Raw genomic sequence first — 14301 nt, 5'->3', positions numbered from 1 at the left:
TAAAGGCTGTGTTAGCTCATCGTGTAGACCGTCTGCTCTCGTACAAACGTCTCCTTTTCATCGCGGCCCTGCGGCTCCCGGAGTGAGCAGGTGACTGCTTGCTCTCACTCGGGCTGCCGTTGTGTCACCTCGCGGGCGGCGGAATGGATCGGGTGCCGGCCGCACCGTACGCGGCGCGCCAGGCGGCGGGGGGCATGGCGGCCTGGCGCCGGAAGAAGGTGGTGAAGTTGCCGACGTCGCGGAAGCCGAGGCGTCGGGCGCAGCCGGTGACCGGGAGATCGGTGTGGGCGAGCAGCCTCTTGGCCTCCAGCAGGATGCGCTGGTCGAGGAAGGCCTTGGCGCCGGTGCCCGCGGCGGTGCGCGTTGCGCGCGTGAGGGTGCGCACGTCGTAGCCCAGCGCCCGTGCGTAGTCGGCCACATGGTGCCAGTCGGTGAAGTGCTCTTCCACGGCGGCTCGGTAGACGCGGAACACGTCCGTGTGCCGGCCGCCGGCCCGGGTGGCGTCGGACGAGTCAGGTGTGTCGGGCAGTGCCCGCAGGATCAGCGCCGCCAGCAGGTGGGAGAGCAGCGCGGGGGACACCAGGCGTGGCGTCGTCGCTGCCATGTCGTGTTCGCGGCCGAGGTGTTCCGCTGCGACCAGGGCGAGGTCCAGGTGCTGCTGGTCCAGATGCCAGCAGACGGGTGCGGTGGCCTCCGCCGCGGTGAAGCCGGGGAGGAAACCGGGCCGGAAGAGGACGAGCGGCCCGTGGCAGGAGTCGATGTCGCTCCAGCGGTGCACCATGCCCGGCCTGATCCATATCGCGCTTCCTTCCGTCAGCCGGTAGGTGTGGAAGTCCGCTTCATGGGTGCCGGTGCCGGAGCCGACCAGGGCGAAGACGTGGAAGTCCGGGCGCTGCGGGAGGACGCGACGGCGGTCGGTGTCCATGGCACGCAGCGCGGCGAAGTCGAGGACCTCCACGCCGTACGGCGACCCGACGGCAGGCAGGTAACGCAGTTGCCGAACAGGACTGTGTCCGTTTTCCACAATCGCCGTGTCTCTTTTCACCGAGGCGCGGATATGCCTTCTCGTACGGTCGGACGTGGGCCTGACAGGTACGACAGGTTACCCGTTCGAGGCTGCGGCAGTGTGACGACGGTCGCTTCGCCCAGCCGACGCGAGAGGTGTGACGATGACGGAATCCACAATGCCGGTGCCCGTGGCGGGCGGGGTCCTGGACGCACGAGTCGGCGGTCGGACCGGACCGGTGCTGGTGTTCGCGCACTACTGGGGCGGCTCCGCCGACACCTGGAACGGAGTGATCGGCCACTTGCCGCCCGGGCAGGCGACGGTCCGCTTCGACCAGCGCGGCTGGGGCACCTCGCGGGCGTTGCCCGGGCCTTATCACCTCGACCGGCTCGCCGACGATCTCGTTCGCGTGGCCGACGCGTGCGTGTCGGGGCCGTTCGTCCTCGTCGGTCACTCGATGGGCGGCAAGGCGAGTCAGCTCGCCGCGGCCCGCCGGCCCGAGGGGCTGGTGGGCCTGGTGCTCGTTGCGCCCGCGCCGCCGCAGCCGCCCGCCACGGTGACCGAGGAGTACCGGCAGGGCCTGTCCCACGCGTACGACTCGCCCGAGACGGTGGTGCACGCCCTCGACCATGTCCTGACCGCCGCACCGCTGCCCGAGGCCGTGCGGGCCACCGCGGTGCGTGACAGCCTCGCCTCCGGTGCCGAGGCCCGGCAGGAGTGGCCGCTGCGCGGAATCGCGCAGGACATCACGGGCTCCGTACGCGACATCGAGGTCCCGGTGGCCGTGCTGGCCGGGGAGAACGACGTGGTGGAACCCCCGTCCGTCCTGCGCGAGCACCTTCTGCCGCACATCCCGCACGCGACCCTGACCACCGTCCCCGCCGTCGGGCACCTGCTCCCCGTGGAAGCCCCCGATGCCGTCGCGACAGCCCTCCGAGGCTTCCTCACACGCCTTCAGCCCTGACCACGCGCGGCCGGCCCGGACGGCGGACGGGTCGGAGGGCGGAGCCTGGACAGGGCGGGAGCCACGCCCGCACCGGGCGCGTGCCCCTGCCGACGGTCAGCGGACGTTGTGGACGACGGCGTCGAAGCGGCCGAAGTGGCCGGCTTGCCGGGCGACGTCGCGGATCTCGCCCCGTTCGGCGAGGTCCCCGGTGATGACACCCTTCCACCGGGCGGTGTCATCCGCGTCGCTGAGACGGGCCGGGTTGCGGACGTGGGCGACCACGTCGTGCCCCTCGTCGGCCAACGCGTTCGCCGTGTTGCGCCCGAGCCCGCTGGATGCTCCGGTCACCAGAACCAGTGCCATGTCGGTCGTCTCCCGTCTGTCGGTGGGGGATTGGGTGCGGTGCGCCTCGGCCGCTACGCCCGCCGAGGGCGAGCCCCTGCGCGCTCCCATCCCACGCGGGTCACGCCCCGGCGTGGCGGTGCGTGGGGGGCGAGCGTACGTGCGGGGACGGGTCAGAGGGTGAGGAGCACCTTGGTGGCGCGGCGCTCGTCCATGGCCTTGTAACCCTCAGCGGCCTGGTCCAGCGGCAGGGTGAGGTCGAAGACCTTGCCCGGATCGATCTCGCGGTCCCAGATGAGCTGGATCAACTCGGGCAGGAACCGGCGCACCGGGGCGGGACCGCCCTCCATGTGGATGCCGGCGAAGAACAGCTCGATGCCCTTGACCGAGACCTCGTAGTTGACGCCGACGAAGCCCATGTGCCCGCCCGGGCGGGTGGCGCCGATCGCCTGCATGGTCGACTCCTGGGTGCCGACGGCCTCGACCACCGAGTGCGCGCCGAGGCCGCCCGTGAGTTCCTTGATCTTCGCCACGCCCGCGTCCCCGCGCTCCTCGACGATGTCGGTGGCGCCGTAGAACCGGGCCAGCTCCTGCCGCTCGGGGTGGCGGGACATCGCGATGATCCGATCCGCGCCGAGCTGCCTGGCGGCGAGGACCGCCATCTGGCCGACCGCGCCGTCACCGACGACCGCGACGGTCTTGCCGGGGCCGGCCTCGGCGGCGACGGCACCGTACCAGCCGGTGCCGAGCACGTCGGAGGCGGCCAGCAGCGAGGGGATCAGGTCCTCGTCCGGCTGACCGGGCGTGGCGACCAGGGTGCCGTCCGCGTGCGGGATACGGGCCTTCTCGGCCTGGGTGCCGACCGTCGCTCCCACGAACTCCCGGTGCACGCAGCCGGACTGGTAGCCCGACCGACAGATCTCGCAGGTGTTGTCGGAGATGACGAACGACCCGACGACGAAGTCGCCGACCGCGAGGTTCTTCACGTCGGAGCCGACTTCCTCGACGACGCCCACATACTCGTGGCCCATGGGCTGGTGGTCGGCGGGCTCGATCCCGCGGTAGGGCCACAGGTCCGACCCGCAGATACAGGTCGCGGTCAGCCGGACGATCGCGTCCGTCGGCTCGACGATCTTCGGATCCCCCCGCTCCTCCACCCGGACGTCCCCGGCCTCGTACATGACTACTCCACGCATTGCCGTCTCTCCTTGCTTGCTGCGCCGACGACGATCTCCGGGTACCCCGAAAGGTGCAGAAGTCCTTCGGCCTCGAGCTGGAGGAGAACTCCGTTCGGATCGATGACCCTCTCCGGTTCGACGACGGCCTGCCTGGCGCCGAAAATGGATAACGCAGTCCGGTCGCCAGGCCGGCCGGTACGGGCCGTGGCGCCCGGAGCCCCGACGAGCCCGCCGCCCAGCCGTTGCGCAGCGACGCCGAGCGCAACCGGGGGCGGATCATCGCCGGCGCGCGCAAGGTGTTCGCACGAGACGGCCTCAACGCCTCCATGGCGTCCGTGTCCCGCGAGGCGGGCGTGGGCATCGCCACCCTGTTCCGCCGCTTCCCGACCAAGGAGGAGCTGGGCTCGGTGCCGCCGGGATGGTCAGGGCGGTGGAGCCGAACCTGCCGACCGGGGAGGGCTGGCCATCGCCCGCACCTTCGGGTCCCACGGCTTCGACGTCGCCCTGATCTCCCGCAACCGCGGCAAGCTCGACGGCCTCGTCGGCAAGCTCGCCGCCGAGGGCGCGCGGATCGTCGTAGACCGGCCGCTGACCGTTCTGCTGCCGGGCGTCGTGCGTCCGGGCGCCGTCGCCGCACCCGCGACCACGCCGAGCACCGTCGACGGACTGCTGGTGCCGCGCGGTGTCATCGACGGCTTCCCCGCCGCAGGCAACGCGCATCCCGGCTTCGTCCGAATGTCCTTCTGCGGAAACGGAGTTCACTCATCGCCGTCGGATACTCGCCAACCCCGGCCGAAAGGTGACGGCTTCTCACATCACCGGAGGCCCCATGGAATGATCTTGGAATGCGGCCACTACGATCGGTCCCCAAGACAACCATTCGACCGGCCCGTTCTCGGCGTGCCGGTCGGGGTCGCCGATGCCAGGGTCCGCTCCCCGGGCTGCGGTGATCTTCCTACCCAGGAGGACCTTCCGCATGTTCCGACGTATCGGAAGCGCTGTCGTCCGACATCCGGTCTGGACGATCGTGGCGTGGCTGATCGCGGCGGTGGCGATCGTGGCCACCGCTCCGAGCCTTCCCTCGAACAGCGATGAGAGCAGTTTCCTGCCCAAGAGTTACGAGTCCATCAAAGCGGCGGACCTCCAGCAGAAGGCGTTCCCCAGCGCCTTCACCCCGTCCGCGATCGTGCTGTACCAGCGCACCGACGGCGGCAAGCTGACCGCCGCCGACCGGCAGGACGTCGCCCGGATCACCACAGAGCTGGGCGACAAGCACATAGACCAGGTGCAGAAGGTCGTCCCCGGCCAGCCGTCCAAGGACGGCAGGTACGCCCTGACCCTGGTCCAGATGGACAGCAAGAACGCCGGCCAGCCGAAACAGGCCGACGCGGCGAAGGTGTTGCGCGAGGACGCCAAGGCGCTCGCCAAGGGCACCCACCTCGACGCCAAGCTCGGCGGCTCCGCCGCGCAGGCCCTCGACCAGCAGGACTCGTCCCAGCGCGGCCAGGCGCTGATCGGCATAGGCACCTTCGTGATCATCCTGGTGACCCTGCTGATCATCTTCCGGGCGCCGATCCTGGCCGTACTGCCCCTGATCCTGATCGGCCTGGTGTCCGCCGTCGCCAACGGCCTGATCGCGTACGCCACCAAGCTGTTCGACCTGCAGGCCAACAGCTCGATCTCGTCGATCCTGATCGTCGTGCTCTTCGGCGTGGGCACGGACTACTTCCTGTTCCTGATGTTCCGCTACCGCGAACGCCTGCGCGCCGGCGACGAACCCAAGCAGGCCATGGTCAACGCGGTCGGCCGGGTCGGCGAGGCCATCGCCTCGGCGGCCGGAGCGGTCATCATCGCCTTCCTCGCGCTGGTGCTGTCCACGCTCGGCTTCCTCAAGCAGATGGGCCCGGCCCTCGCCATCGCGGTCGCCGCCACCCTGGTCGCGGGCCTGACCCTGATCCCGGCCGTGGTCTCGCTCATCGGGCCGAAGGTCTTCTGGCCCTCCAAGTCCTGGCAACGGGAGCCGGAGAACGCCCGTTTCGCCGCGCTCGGCCGCGGTGTGCAGCGCCGCCCGGCGCTGACCGCCGCGCTGTCCGGACTCGTCCTGATCGCGCTGTCGCTCGGCACGTTCGGCTACAAGGCCACGTTCGACCTGGCGTCGGGTTCCATGCCCAAGACCAAGGAGTCCATGGTCGTCCAGGACGAGATGCAGAAGGCGTACTCGGCGGGCGCCGCCGCACCCACCGATGTCTACCTCTCCAGCACCGACGGCAAGCCGCTGGACAAGGCCGCCTTCGACGCGTACGCGCAGAAGCTCGGCGCCGTGGACGGCGTCGCCGGCGCCCGTATGACCCAGGTGAACAAGGACGGCACCACCGCGGACTTCACCGTCACGCTCAAGTACGAGGCGTCGACCGACAAGGCGATCGACGCCGTGGGCCGGGTGCGCGACGTCGCCCATTCGGACGCCCCCGACGGCACCCAGGCCCTCGTCGGCGGCATGTCCTCGATCTACAAGGACATCAACGCCGCGGTCAACCACGACTACCGGACGGTCTTCCCCGTCGCCGCCGTCCTGATCATGGTCATCCTCGGGCTGCTGCTGCGCAGTGTGGTCGCCCCCTGGTACCTGATCGCCTCGGTGGGCCTCGGATTCGGCGCCACCCTCGGCGCGACCGTCTGGATCTTCCAGGAGGGACAGGGACACTCGGGTCTGATGTTCATGCTGCCGGTGATCATGTACCTCTTCGTGGTCGCCATCGGCACCGACTACAACATCCTCATGATCGCCCGGCTTCGGGAGGAGGCCCGGGAGGGCCGCGAACCGCGTGAGGCCGCCGGCATGGCTCTGCGGCACGCAGGGCCTACCGTGGCCGCGGCGGGCTTCATCCTGGCGGCGACCTTCGCCACGATGATGCTGGCGGGCAACTCGCTCCTCACGGAGATGGGTTTCGCGGTCTCCTTCGGCATCGCGGTCGCCGCCTTCGTCATGGCGATGTTCTTCACCCCGAGCCTCACCGCGTTGATCGGCCACGCGGCGTGGTGGCCGGGGCACGGGGACCGTGCGGAGGAAGCGGCGGCCGGCGCGACCGCCGGGTCCCCCGGTTCCGGGCCCGTCGCCGGCGGAGAACGGGACACGGTCGCGCACGACCCGTCCGGGCGCCGCGGCTAGCGAAGGTGTGACGGGGCGGGTCTGCCGGGCCACCGGGCCCTGGAGGTGCCGACGGGGCCCGGCCGTCCGGCGGGACCGGCAGACCCGGCTCCGGCTTCGTGCGCTCGCCTTCGCCTCGGGTCAACCGTGGTGTCCGTGCCCGCTGGAACCTTTGGGCTTCTTGGGCTTCTTGGCCGGGTCGGGGGCGTGGCGGTCCTCGGCCCCCGGTCGAGCAGGGCCGCCCGCGTCGTTGCCGTGGCCCGAGGCTCGCTGCGAGGACGCACCGCCGCTCTTCCCGCCGGATGATCGCCGCAGTGCGTCGGCCGAGGCGTTCGACGCCGGTGAGGGGGCGGTCTTCGCGGCGGACCGGAGCGTGGACGCGGTCGGTCGAGGGGCCGCCGTGGACGGAGCTTCCCCGGGCAGGGTCTTGGTGGCCGAGTCGGCCCGTCCGGCGCTGGTCTCGCCGGTGCCCGGGGCCACGGCGAGCGTGACCGTCAGGGTTGCCGAGAGCGCTGTGAGGACGGCGCCCGCCGCCGTACGGCGGCGTGTGTGTGTCGTCCTGGTCCCGTGCCCCCTTCCGGTGCGGGGATCCGCGGCCGTGGTCCCGGCCCGAACCCGCTGGGTTTCCTCGACCGCGGCCCCCCCGGTACGCGCATGGTCCCGCGTGTCGGTGGAGGCGGTGCACCGGGCGCCGAAGGAGGCCGAGGACGGCAGGGCCTGCAGATCGGCGCGCACAGCGGACAGCGCCTGGGCGCACTGCTCCGCGTCGGGACGGGCCGTTACGTCCTGGGCGGTCATGGCGCGCAGAAGGCGGCCCAGACCGTCGGGCACCGAGGGCGGAACCACGGGTTGGCGGTGCAGGCGCGCCACGGCGGACTCCAAGGGGGTGCCGTCGTATTCCAGTTCGCCTTTCAGGCACTCCAGCAGGAGCAGGCCGAGCGCGTAGACGTCGGCGGACGGTCCCACCTCCCTGCCCATGACCTGTTCCGGGGCCAGGTAGGCCGCCGTCCCTATCAGCACGTCGGAGGTCGTGTGGCGCGTGGCGTTCACCAGCCGGGCGATGCCGAAGTCCGCGAGGTGAGGGGCTCCGGCAGCGTTCAGCAGGACGTTCGACGGCTTCACATCACGGTGCACGATCCCGGCGCCGTGCACATGGGCGAGCGCCTGCGCCAGGGCGGCGCCGAGCTCGGCGACGCGCCCGGGAGGCAGGGGCCCGGTGGCCAGACGCCCGCGCAGCGTCTCGCCCTTGATCAGTTGCATCACCAGATAGGCGCGCCCCTTGTGCCGGCCGGCGTCGTAGACGGTGACCAGTCCCGGATGCTGCATGCGTGCGAGGAGGACGGCCTCCTCGGAGAACCGCTCTTCCAGCCGCGGATCGGTGTCCGCCCGGAAGAGCTTGACGGCTACTTCACGGCCGAGGCGGACATCGAACGCCTCATGGACGTCGGCGGCGCCTCCCCGGCCTATTCTGGCGCCCAACCGGTACCGGCCACCGACCACTTCTGAGGACGCCTGCAGCGTCGACCGGAACCCGGAGCGTGGGCCCTTCATCTGTCCTCCGTCACCGTCACCGAGCAGTGCAACCAGCGAAACGCTGCGCGGCGGGTACCCCCCGCCACGCCACACAACCGGACGGAATGGGCATCCACCGTGTGGCACGCCTCCAAGGGCGGGTCACACCGCGGAACGGGCACCCCTCAGGACATCGGGCTGCGCCCCGACGGCGACGGCCGCCGGCCCGTCACGGCGTCCTCTGCCGCCGGGCCGCCAACACCGCGTACACGATGACCCCCGCGAACAGGAACAGCACGCCCTGGTACACCGCCGCATACCCGGCGCCCGCCACGAGCCAGAGCGAGAAGGCGGCCGCGACCGAGGCGACCACGGCGTCCCGCACCAGCCGAGCCCGGTCGACCAGCTCGCGCCGTCCCGAGACCAGATGGAAGATCTGGGCGGCGGCGGCCAGCAGATACGGCACGGTCGCGGTGAACGTGGTGACGAGGACCAGGATCTCGAAGACCCTCGCCGAGCCAGAGGTGTAGTTGTAGACGGTGAGCAGCGAGGCGAGGGCGACGGTGACACCCACGCCGACGGTCGGCACGCCCCGGCGCCGGCGCGCGAAGGGCGCGGGGAACAGGCCGTCCTTGGCCGCCGCGTAGGGGGTCTGGGCGCTCAGCAGCGTCCAGCCGTTGAGGCAGCCGGTCATCGACACGAGCGCGGCGAGCGCGACGGCCCAGCCGCCCCAGCTCCCGCCGAACATGGCGTTCACGGCGTCCGAGAAGGGCGCGGCGGACTTCACCAGGCGGTCGTGCGCGACCGTGCCGAAGACGGACAGCGTGCCGAGGAGATAGACGAGCGCCGCACCCGTGGTGCCGATGACGGTCGCGCGCCCGACGTTGCGCCGGGCGTTCCTGACCTCGCCCGCGCTGACGGCGGCCGACTCCACGCCGAGGTAGGAGAAGAGCAGGATCGCGGCGGAGGCGGACACCGCGCCGATCGCGCTGCCGCCGCCCGCGTGGAACGGGCCGAGGTTGTGCGGGTCGAAGAAGAACAGCCCACCGACCGCGACGAGCAACAGCGGCGCGAACTTCAGCACGGTGGAGACCAGTTGTACGGCACCCACGTAGCGGGTTCCCGCGAAGTTGGCGAGCGCCGGCAGCCACTGCAGGGCGAGCGCGGCCAGGCAGGCGCTCCAGCGGTGCCCGTTCACCGGGATCAGTACGTCGAGGTAGCCGACGGCGGCGACGGCGAGCGCGGCGTTGGACACCCAGGTGGTGATCCAGTACGCCCAGGCGGCGAGGAAGCCGGCGAAGTCGCCGAACGCCTCGCGGGCGTAGACGTAGGGCCCGCCGGTGCGCGGGTCACGTTCGGCGAGCCGGCCGAAGACCAGGGCGAGGGCGATGGCTCCGACGGTCAGCACGCCGAAGGCGACCAGGCTGACCGTGCCGTACGGGGCGACGGAGGCCGGGAGCAGGAAGATGCCGCCGCCGATGATGTTGCCCATGACGAGGGCGGTGGCGACGGGCAGCCCGAAGCGGCGGGCGTGCCTTCCGGAAGCGGCGGTGGTCTCTTCGGCGGGGACGGGGGCCGCTAGGGCCTCCTCAGGGGCCGGAGCCGACGATCGGACGGTTCCGGTGACGTGCATGGGGTGTGGCCTCTCATCGAACTGGTGCCCGGGGTCGCCGGGGCGGACCTATGGTCCGACATGGCCTGATGTGACTCCAAATCGCATGTCTTTGTCCTGTATGACCCGTCGAGCGCCGCAAAAGATGTGCCGGGGCGGACCCTGAGCCGGGAATCGTTCGTCGCCGGGCGGTGGAGCGCGCCGTCACCCGCCCGTCCGGGCTGCGGCCGGGGCCCGGCCACGGTCCGGCGGATCACGCGACGGCCGGCAGGGGTCATCCCGTGCGGCGGCGGATCTGCATACCCGGGCGGCGCCGGTGGACGGTGAGGTAGGACAGGCCGTCCTCTCCCGCGGTGACGCTGCGCGTGGAGCCGTGCGGCAGCCACAGGAGAGTGCCCTCGGTGAGCCGGCGTGGCCCGTCGGGACTGCCGAGGACGCCATCCCCGCCGAGAACCAGAAGGAGGACGTCCAGATCCGGCTCGGTATGGGTGTCCACGCGCTGCCGGGCGGGCAGCCGGATGAGGTTGGCGTCGAGCTGGCGTCCGGACTCGGCGAGCTTCCATACGGCGCCGGCGGACTCGGGGGCGATGTCGGTGAGGGCCCGGACGTCGCACAACAGGCGTGGAACGGGGGAGTCCACGGGTGTGCCGTCCGGTCCGGGGGTGGAGGGGTCTGTCATCGATGGCCGTTCGTCCGGTGGCGTACGGGAGATCTATTATTCCATGTGATATTCGTAGAAATTGGTCGGAGGCCGGTCGCCGGTCCGCCGCCGTGGAGGGAGAAGGGGTGAGCACTGTGAGCGGTGCGGTCGAGCGCCCTCGCCGGCGGGAGGTGCTGCGGGTGCTGCGCGCGGCGGGGCGGCCGCTGGGCGTCACCGATGTCGCCGAGCGGCTCGGCATCCACGCCAACACCGCCCGCTTCCACCTGGACGCCCTGGTCGAGGGAGGCGAGGCGCAGCGGAGCCTGGAGGAAGCCTCGGGCCGGGGACGCCCCCGTGCCGTGTACGCGCCGCGGCCGGGGATGGACCGTGCGGGGGTGCGCAACTACCGCCTGCTGGCCCAGATGCTGCTCAGCCGCCTGGCGTCGGCCGGTCCCGGGGCGGCGGAGGACGCTCGGGACGCCGGTCGCGTCTGGGGCCGCTACCTGGCCGACCCGCCGCCCCCGTTCCGGCGGCTGACGGAAGAGGAGGCGACCACCCGGCTCACCGGCCTGCTGGCCGACCTCGGCTTCGCCCCGGAACCCGAGCAGGGCGCCCCGGTCCCGGAGACGATCCGGTTGCGGCACTGCCCGTTCCTGGAGCTGGCCGAGGAGTACGGGTCCGTCGTCTGCCCGCTGCACCTGGGCCTGATGCAGGGCGCGCTCGCGGAATGGGCCACCCCGGTCACCGCCACCTCCCTGGAGCCGTTCGCCGAACCCGGTGCCTGCCTGGCACGCCTGGGATCCACCCGCCCGGCGTGACCCCGCACCGCCGCAGACCGTTCATCCCGCACCTGTTGAAGGAGACTTCGTGCACATCGCCGACAGCACCGCCGCGACCCGCCGCCGCGCCCCCCTGCCGGACGGGCCGACCGCGGCGGTGCTCACCCCCGACGGCGTCTCGGACCGGGTCGCCGTCCTCCACGTGGAACTCCCCGCGGGAGGCCGCCTGCCCGAACACGACCACGGTGCCTCCGAAATCGTGCTGATCCCGCTGACCGGTTCGCTCGAGCTGCACCATGTCGGCCGGGTCAGGGTCCTGTCCGCCGGTGCGGCCGCCCATGTCGCCGCCGGGGAGCGCGTCAGTCTGGCCAATCCGGGAACCGAACCGGCCACGGTGATGATCGTGGCCAGCCCCCCGGAGTTCGCGGCCCGTCTCGCGGCCTGGCCCGTCGCATGAGGACGGGCATGCGATCCCAGGGACCCGGCGCCGGCCGCGGCGAGTGCTGCACAGAAAGGCGAACGAACCGATGAATTCCACGGGGGCCGCGGTCGCGTCCGCGGTGATCTTCGTATGGCTCGGCATGGTCCTGGCGATCTCCTTCCTGGAGGCGCCACTCAAGTTCCGTGCGCCCGGAGTCACGATTCCCATCGGGCTCGGCATCGGCCGCCTCGTCTTTCGCGCGCTGAACCTCTTCGAGGCCGGATGGGCCGTCGTCCTGATCGCGGCGGTGGCGGCCGGAGCTCCGCCGACCGGCGTCGTCGTGCTCACCGCATGCGTGGTGGCGCTGCTCGTGGTGCAGCTCGGTGTGGTCCGGCCGCTGCTCAACCGGCGGTCCGACCGGGTCCTGGCCTCGGGGACCGGGGAGGCCGGACAGGACGCGCCCCGCTCGCGGGCGCACCTGTACTACGTGGCCCTGGAGATCCTCAAGGCCGTCGGCCTGATCGCGCTGGGCATCAGTGTGCTGACACGGTGAACCGGACCGCGGGGGGCGGGCCCACGACTCGGGGGACCATGACTCGAGGGCCCACCCCGGGGCGGGCCCACGACCCGGTTCGGGCGCCCGGCCCGAGCGGTTGCAGGCCCGCGCTCAGGACGACCCTGGAGGTATGGGAGAGCAGGCGCTCGTCACCTTCGGACACGGCACGGCGGACCGCGACCGGCTCGCGGACCTGTTGCGCGCGGCGCGGATCGCGGCCGTGGTGGATGTCAGGACCGCGCCCGGAAGCCGCCGCAACCCGGACGTCGGCAGGGAGCGGCTGCGGCAGTGGCTGCCGGAGTGCGGGATCGCCTACCGCTGGGAGCCGCGACTGGGCGGCTTCCGCAAGGTCCTGCCGGATTCACCCGACACCGTGTGGCGCAACGAGTCCTTCCGCGGATACGCCGGACACACCCGGACTCCCGAGTTCGTCGAGGCGATGACGCTGCTCCTCGAAGAAGCCGCACAGCGCCGGACGGCCGTGATGTGCGGGGAAGCGGTCTGGTGGCGCTGCCACCGACGCCTCATCGCCGACTTCGCGGTGCTCGCACGCGGACGGCCCGTCCTGCACCTGATGCACGACGGCCGGCTCGTCCCGCACTCCCTCAGCCAGGGAGTACGGCTGCGCGACGACGGACTGCTCGTCTACGACGTTCCGCCACCGGCCGGGCGATGAGCGCGCCGGCCCGCGGGTGGCGGAACCGGCCGGGGCGCCGGCCGCCGGTCCCCGGGAGCCGACGCCGGCCGGGTCTCCGGCGCCGACGGCCCGCGGCAGCGCGCATACCGAGTCTTGCCGGTCAGGGAGGCGGCCCCGGCCAGGCGGAGGCCCGGACGACGTCGCACCCGGATCCGGTCCGCCGCCCCGGCGCGACACGGGGACGCTTCCGTGGCCGTCTTCCCGAAGCGGGGCCGCCCCTCAGTCGGGTGCCGCGGCCGGAGCCTCGCGGGCGGGCGCGACGGGTTCCGGCCGGGTGGCGGCCTTCGGCGCGGGCTGCGTACGGGAGGAGCGGCGGCCGCCGAGCAGCAGCCGGCGCGCGGGGCGTTCCACCGCCTCGTACAGCACCCAGGACAGGCCGAGGGACAGAGCGAACGCGACGGCGGTGGTGACCACGGCGGTCGGCAGGCCGAAGTGGGGCGAGTTGCCGAGCAGGCTGGTCCCGGCCCGCAGCACCAGCAGGTGGACCATGTAGAACGCGAAGGAGAGTTCCCCGAGCCGCACCAGCCGCCGGTGCCGCCACAGCGAGGGCAGGCCGCGCAGGTCGGCGACGGCCGCCGCCGGGATGAGCAACGCGAAGCCGATGAGGGTGCAGGCGGTGGCCGGGTACCCGCCGGAGGTGATCTGCGGCACGAGGAAGTAGCCGAGGATCGCCAGGGCGAGCGAGGCTTCCAGGCCGGGGCCGCGCCACCGGTCCAGGAGCACCAGCCGGGCGGTGGCGGCGCCGAGCACGAACTCGGGCAGACGGGCGGCGGGGAAGGAGTAGAGCGACTGGCTCACCCAGTCGTGGGCGTCCGCCCACGCCAGGACCAGGACCGCCAGCACGGACGCCCCGGCCAGCGCCGTCGACGCCCGGGGGCCGAGCCGGCGCAGGACGACCACCATCACCGGGAAGGCGGCGTAGAAGAAGGCTTCGCAGGCCAGCGACCAGCTGACCGGGTTCAGCGTCTGCCACCACGACTGCCGCCAGGAGTGCACCAGCAGCACGTTGGCCACTCCCTGGGCCGCCGTCGGCTTCGGCAGATGGGGCGGCGTGTAGACCATGAGCAGCGCGAGCGCGACGGTGACGAGATGGACCGGGAAGATGCGGGCCATGCGCCGCCGCCAGAAGGAGACCGTGCGGTCGTTGGGCCGCGCGGTCCACATCAGGACGAAGCCGGACAGGATGAAGAAGAACGACACCCCGGTGCCGCCCGCGTCGAACCCCCACGTCATGAGCTGGCCGCCCGTGCCGCCGAAATAGCCGAAGTTGCGCACGTGCAGTCCGAAGACCAGGAGCGCGGCCATCCAGCGCAGCCCGGTGAGGGACGGCAGCGAGGGCGCCGAAGCGGATGGAGGGACCCTTGTGCTGGGCTCGGTGGCGGCGGACGCCGTCCGGGGCGCCGTCGTCGTGTCATCTACCGGGGGTGTGCGAACGGGCATGAAGGGGAACGTTGCCCGTTCGCC

14 protein-coding genes are annotated in these 14301 nt (G+C 72.1%); 7 read left to right on the top strand and 7 right to left on the bottom strand.

Going from position 1 to position 14301, the window contains the following annotated elements; all coding sequences use genetic code 11:
* Positions 1-124 precede the first annotated feature (124 nt).
* The gene (locus ACZ4SW_RS10655; RefSeq protein WP_468240670.1) at positions 125-1024 is read right to left on the bottom strand and encodes a helix-turn-helix transcriptional regulator; all 900 of its coding nucleotides are present in this window, start codon (positions 1022-1024) and stop codon (positions 125-127) included.
* A 145-nt stretch (positions 1025-1169) separates the two neighbouring features.
* Here ACZ4SW_RS10655 and ACZ4SW_RS10650 point away from each other — a divergent pair, with 145 nt between their 5' ends.
* Positions 1170-1970, top strand: coding sequence for an alpha/beta fold hydrolase (locus ACZ4SW_RS10650; RefSeq protein ID WP_468240668.1), 801 nt, complete (start codon positions 1170-1172; stop codon positions 1968-1970).
* A gap of 96 nt (positions 1971-2066) precedes the next feature.
* On the opposite strand, the gene ACZ4SW_RS10645 is transcribed toward ACZ4SW_RS10650, so the two are convergent.
* Positions 2067-2315 (bottom strand): SDR family NAD(P)-dependent oxidoreductase, encoded by a 249-nt coding sequence (locus ACZ4SW_RS10645; RefSeq protein WP_468240665.1) that lies wholly within the window; start codon positions 2313-2315, stop codon positions 2067-2069.
* A 152-nt stretch (positions 2316-2467) separates the two neighbouring features.
* The gene (locus tag ACZ4SW_RS10640) at positions 2468-3490 is read right to left on the bottom strand and encodes a zinc-dependent alcohol dehydrogenase family protein (protein ID WP_468240663.1); all 1023 of its coding nucleotides are present in this window, start codon (positions 3488-3490) and stop codon (positions 2468-2470) included.
* 224 nt (positions 3491-3714) lie between these two features.
* Between ACZ4SW_RS10640 and ACZ4SW_RS10635 the strand changes: the two genes are divergently transcribed.
* Together ACZ4SW_RS10635 and ACZ4SW_RS10630 are read left to right on the top strand one after the other, a co-directional pair.
* Positions 3715-4275 carry a helix-turn-helix domain-containing protein gene (locus ACZ4SW_RS10635; protein ID WP_468240661.1) on the top strand — a complete coding sequence of 187 codons (561 nt, stop codon included), beginning with the start codon at positions 3715-3717 and terminating at the stop codon, positions 4273-4275.
* A gap of 173 nt (positions 4276-4448) precedes the next feature.
* Positions 4449-6641 (top strand): MMPL family transporter, encoded by a 2193-nt coding sequence (locus tag ACZ4SW_RS10630; protein ID WP_468240658.1) that lies wholly within the window; start codon positions 4449-4451, stop codon positions 6639-6641.
* Positions 6642-6761: 120 nt separating this feature from the next.
* On the opposite strand, the gene ACZ4SW_RS10625 is transcribed toward ACZ4SW_RS10630, so the two are convergent.
* The 3 genes from ACZ4SW_RS10625 to ACZ4SW_RS10615 all read right to left on the bottom strand — a co-directional run bounded on the left by ACZ4SW_RS10625 (position 6762) and on the right by ACZ4SW_RS10615 (position 10423).
* Complete coding sequence (locus ACZ4SW_RS10625; protein WP_468240656.1) at positions 6762-8099, bottom strand: serine/threonine-protein kinase; 1338 nt, start codon at positions 8097-8099, stop codon at positions 6762-6764.
* A 262-nt stretch (positions 8100-8361) separates the two neighbouring features.
* Entirely contained in the window at positions 8362-9765 is a 1404-nt protein-coding gene (locus tag ACZ4SW_RS10620) for an amino acid permease (RefSeq protein ID WP_468240654.1), read from the bottom strand.
* Between the two features lie 253 nt (positions 9766-10018).
* Positions 10019-10423, bottom strand: a complete 405-nt coding sequence (locus tag ACZ4SW_RS10615) for a hypothetical protein (protein WP_468240651.1) — start codon at positions 10421-10423, stop codon at positions 10019-10021.
* A gap of 107 nt (positions 10424-10530) precedes the next feature.
* On the opposite strand from ACZ4SW_RS10615, the gene ACZ4SW_RS10610 reads away from it, so the two are divergent.
* The 4 genes from ACZ4SW_RS10610 to ACZ4SW_RS10595 all read left to right on the top strand — a co-directional run bounded on the left by ACZ4SW_RS10610 (position 10531) and on the right by ACZ4SW_RS10595 (position 12816).
* Positions 10531-11202 carry a helix-turn-helix transcriptional regulator gene (locus tag ACZ4SW_RS10610; protein WP_468240649.1) on the top strand — a complete coding sequence of 224 codons (672 nt, stop codon included), beginning with the start codon at positions 10531-10533 and terminating at the stop codon, positions 11200-11202.
* Between the two features lie 49 nt (positions 11203-11251).
* Positions 11252-11620 (top strand): cupin domain-containing protein, encoded by a 369-nt coding sequence (locus ACZ4SW_RS10605; protein ID WP_468240647.1) that lies wholly within the window; start codon positions 11252-11254, stop codon positions 11618-11620.
* A gap of 70 nt (positions 11621-11690) precedes the next feature.
* The gene (locus ACZ4SW_RS10600) at positions 11691-12137 is read left to right on the top strand and encodes a hypothetical protein (protein WP_468240644.1); all 447 of its coding nucleotides are present in this window, start codon (positions 11691-11693) and stop codon (positions 12135-12137) included.
* A 133-nt stretch (positions 12138-12270) separates the two neighbouring features.
* Positions 12271-12816, top strand: a complete 546-nt coding sequence (locus ACZ4SW_RS10595; protein WP_468240642.1) for a DUF488 domain-containing protein — start codon at positions 12271-12273, stop codon at positions 12814-12816.
* Positions 12817-13056: 240 nt separating this feature from the next.
* Here ACZ4SW_RS10595 and ACZ4SW_RS10590 read toward each other — a convergent pair whose 3' ends face one another.
* A complete protein-coding gene (locus ACZ4SW_RS10590; protein ID WP_468240639.1) occupies positions 13057-14277 on the bottom strand; it encodes an acyltransferase family protein in 1221 nt (406 codons plus the stop codon).
* Positions 14278-14301 lie beyond the last annotated feature (24 nt).

Source organism: Streptomyces sp. NPDC028331 (genome assembly GCF_055565775.1).
The sequence above is the reverse complement of the archived record's forward strand: the minus strand, read 5'-3'. Positions and strand labels throughout refer to the sequence as shown.

Coding starts and splice junctions, on each gene's coding strand:
- ACZ4SW_RS10650 (WP_468240668.1), top strand. CDS start 1,170: ATGACGGAATCCACAATGCCGGTGCCCGTGGCGGGCGGGGTCCTGGAC.
- ACZ4SW_RS10595 (WP_468240642.1), top strand. CDS start 12,271: ATGGGAGAGCAGGCGCTCGTCACCTTCGGACACGGCACGGCGGACCGC.
- ACZ4SW_RS10640 (WP_468240663.1), bottom strand. CDS start 3,490: ATGCGTGGAGTAGTCATGTACGAGGCCGGGGACGTCCGGGTGGAGGAG.
- ACZ4SW_RS10620 (WP_468240654.1), bottom strand. CDS start 9,765: ATGCACGTCACCGGAACCGTCCGATCGTCGGCTCCGGCCCCTGAGGAG.
- ACZ4SW_RS10600 (WP_468240644.1), top strand. CDS start 11,691: ATGAATTCCACGGGGGCCGCGGTCGCGTCCGCGGTGATCTTCGTATGG.
- ACZ4SW_RS10630 (WP_468240658.1), top strand. CDS start 4,449: ATGTTCCGACGTATCGGAAGCGCTGTCGTCCGACATCCGGTCTGGACG.
- ACZ4SW_RS10590 (WP_468240639.1), bottom strand. CDS start 14,277: ATGCCCGTTCGCACACCCCCGGTAGATGACACGACGACGGCGCCCCGG.
- ACZ4SW_RS10615 (WP_468240651.1), bottom strand. CDS start 10,423: ATGACAGACCCCTCCACCCCCGGACCGGACGGCACACCCGTGGACTCC.
- ACZ4SW_RS10645 (WP_468240665.1), bottom strand. CDS start 2,315: ATGGCACTGGTTCTGGTGACCGGAGCATCCAGCGGGCTCGGGCGCAAC.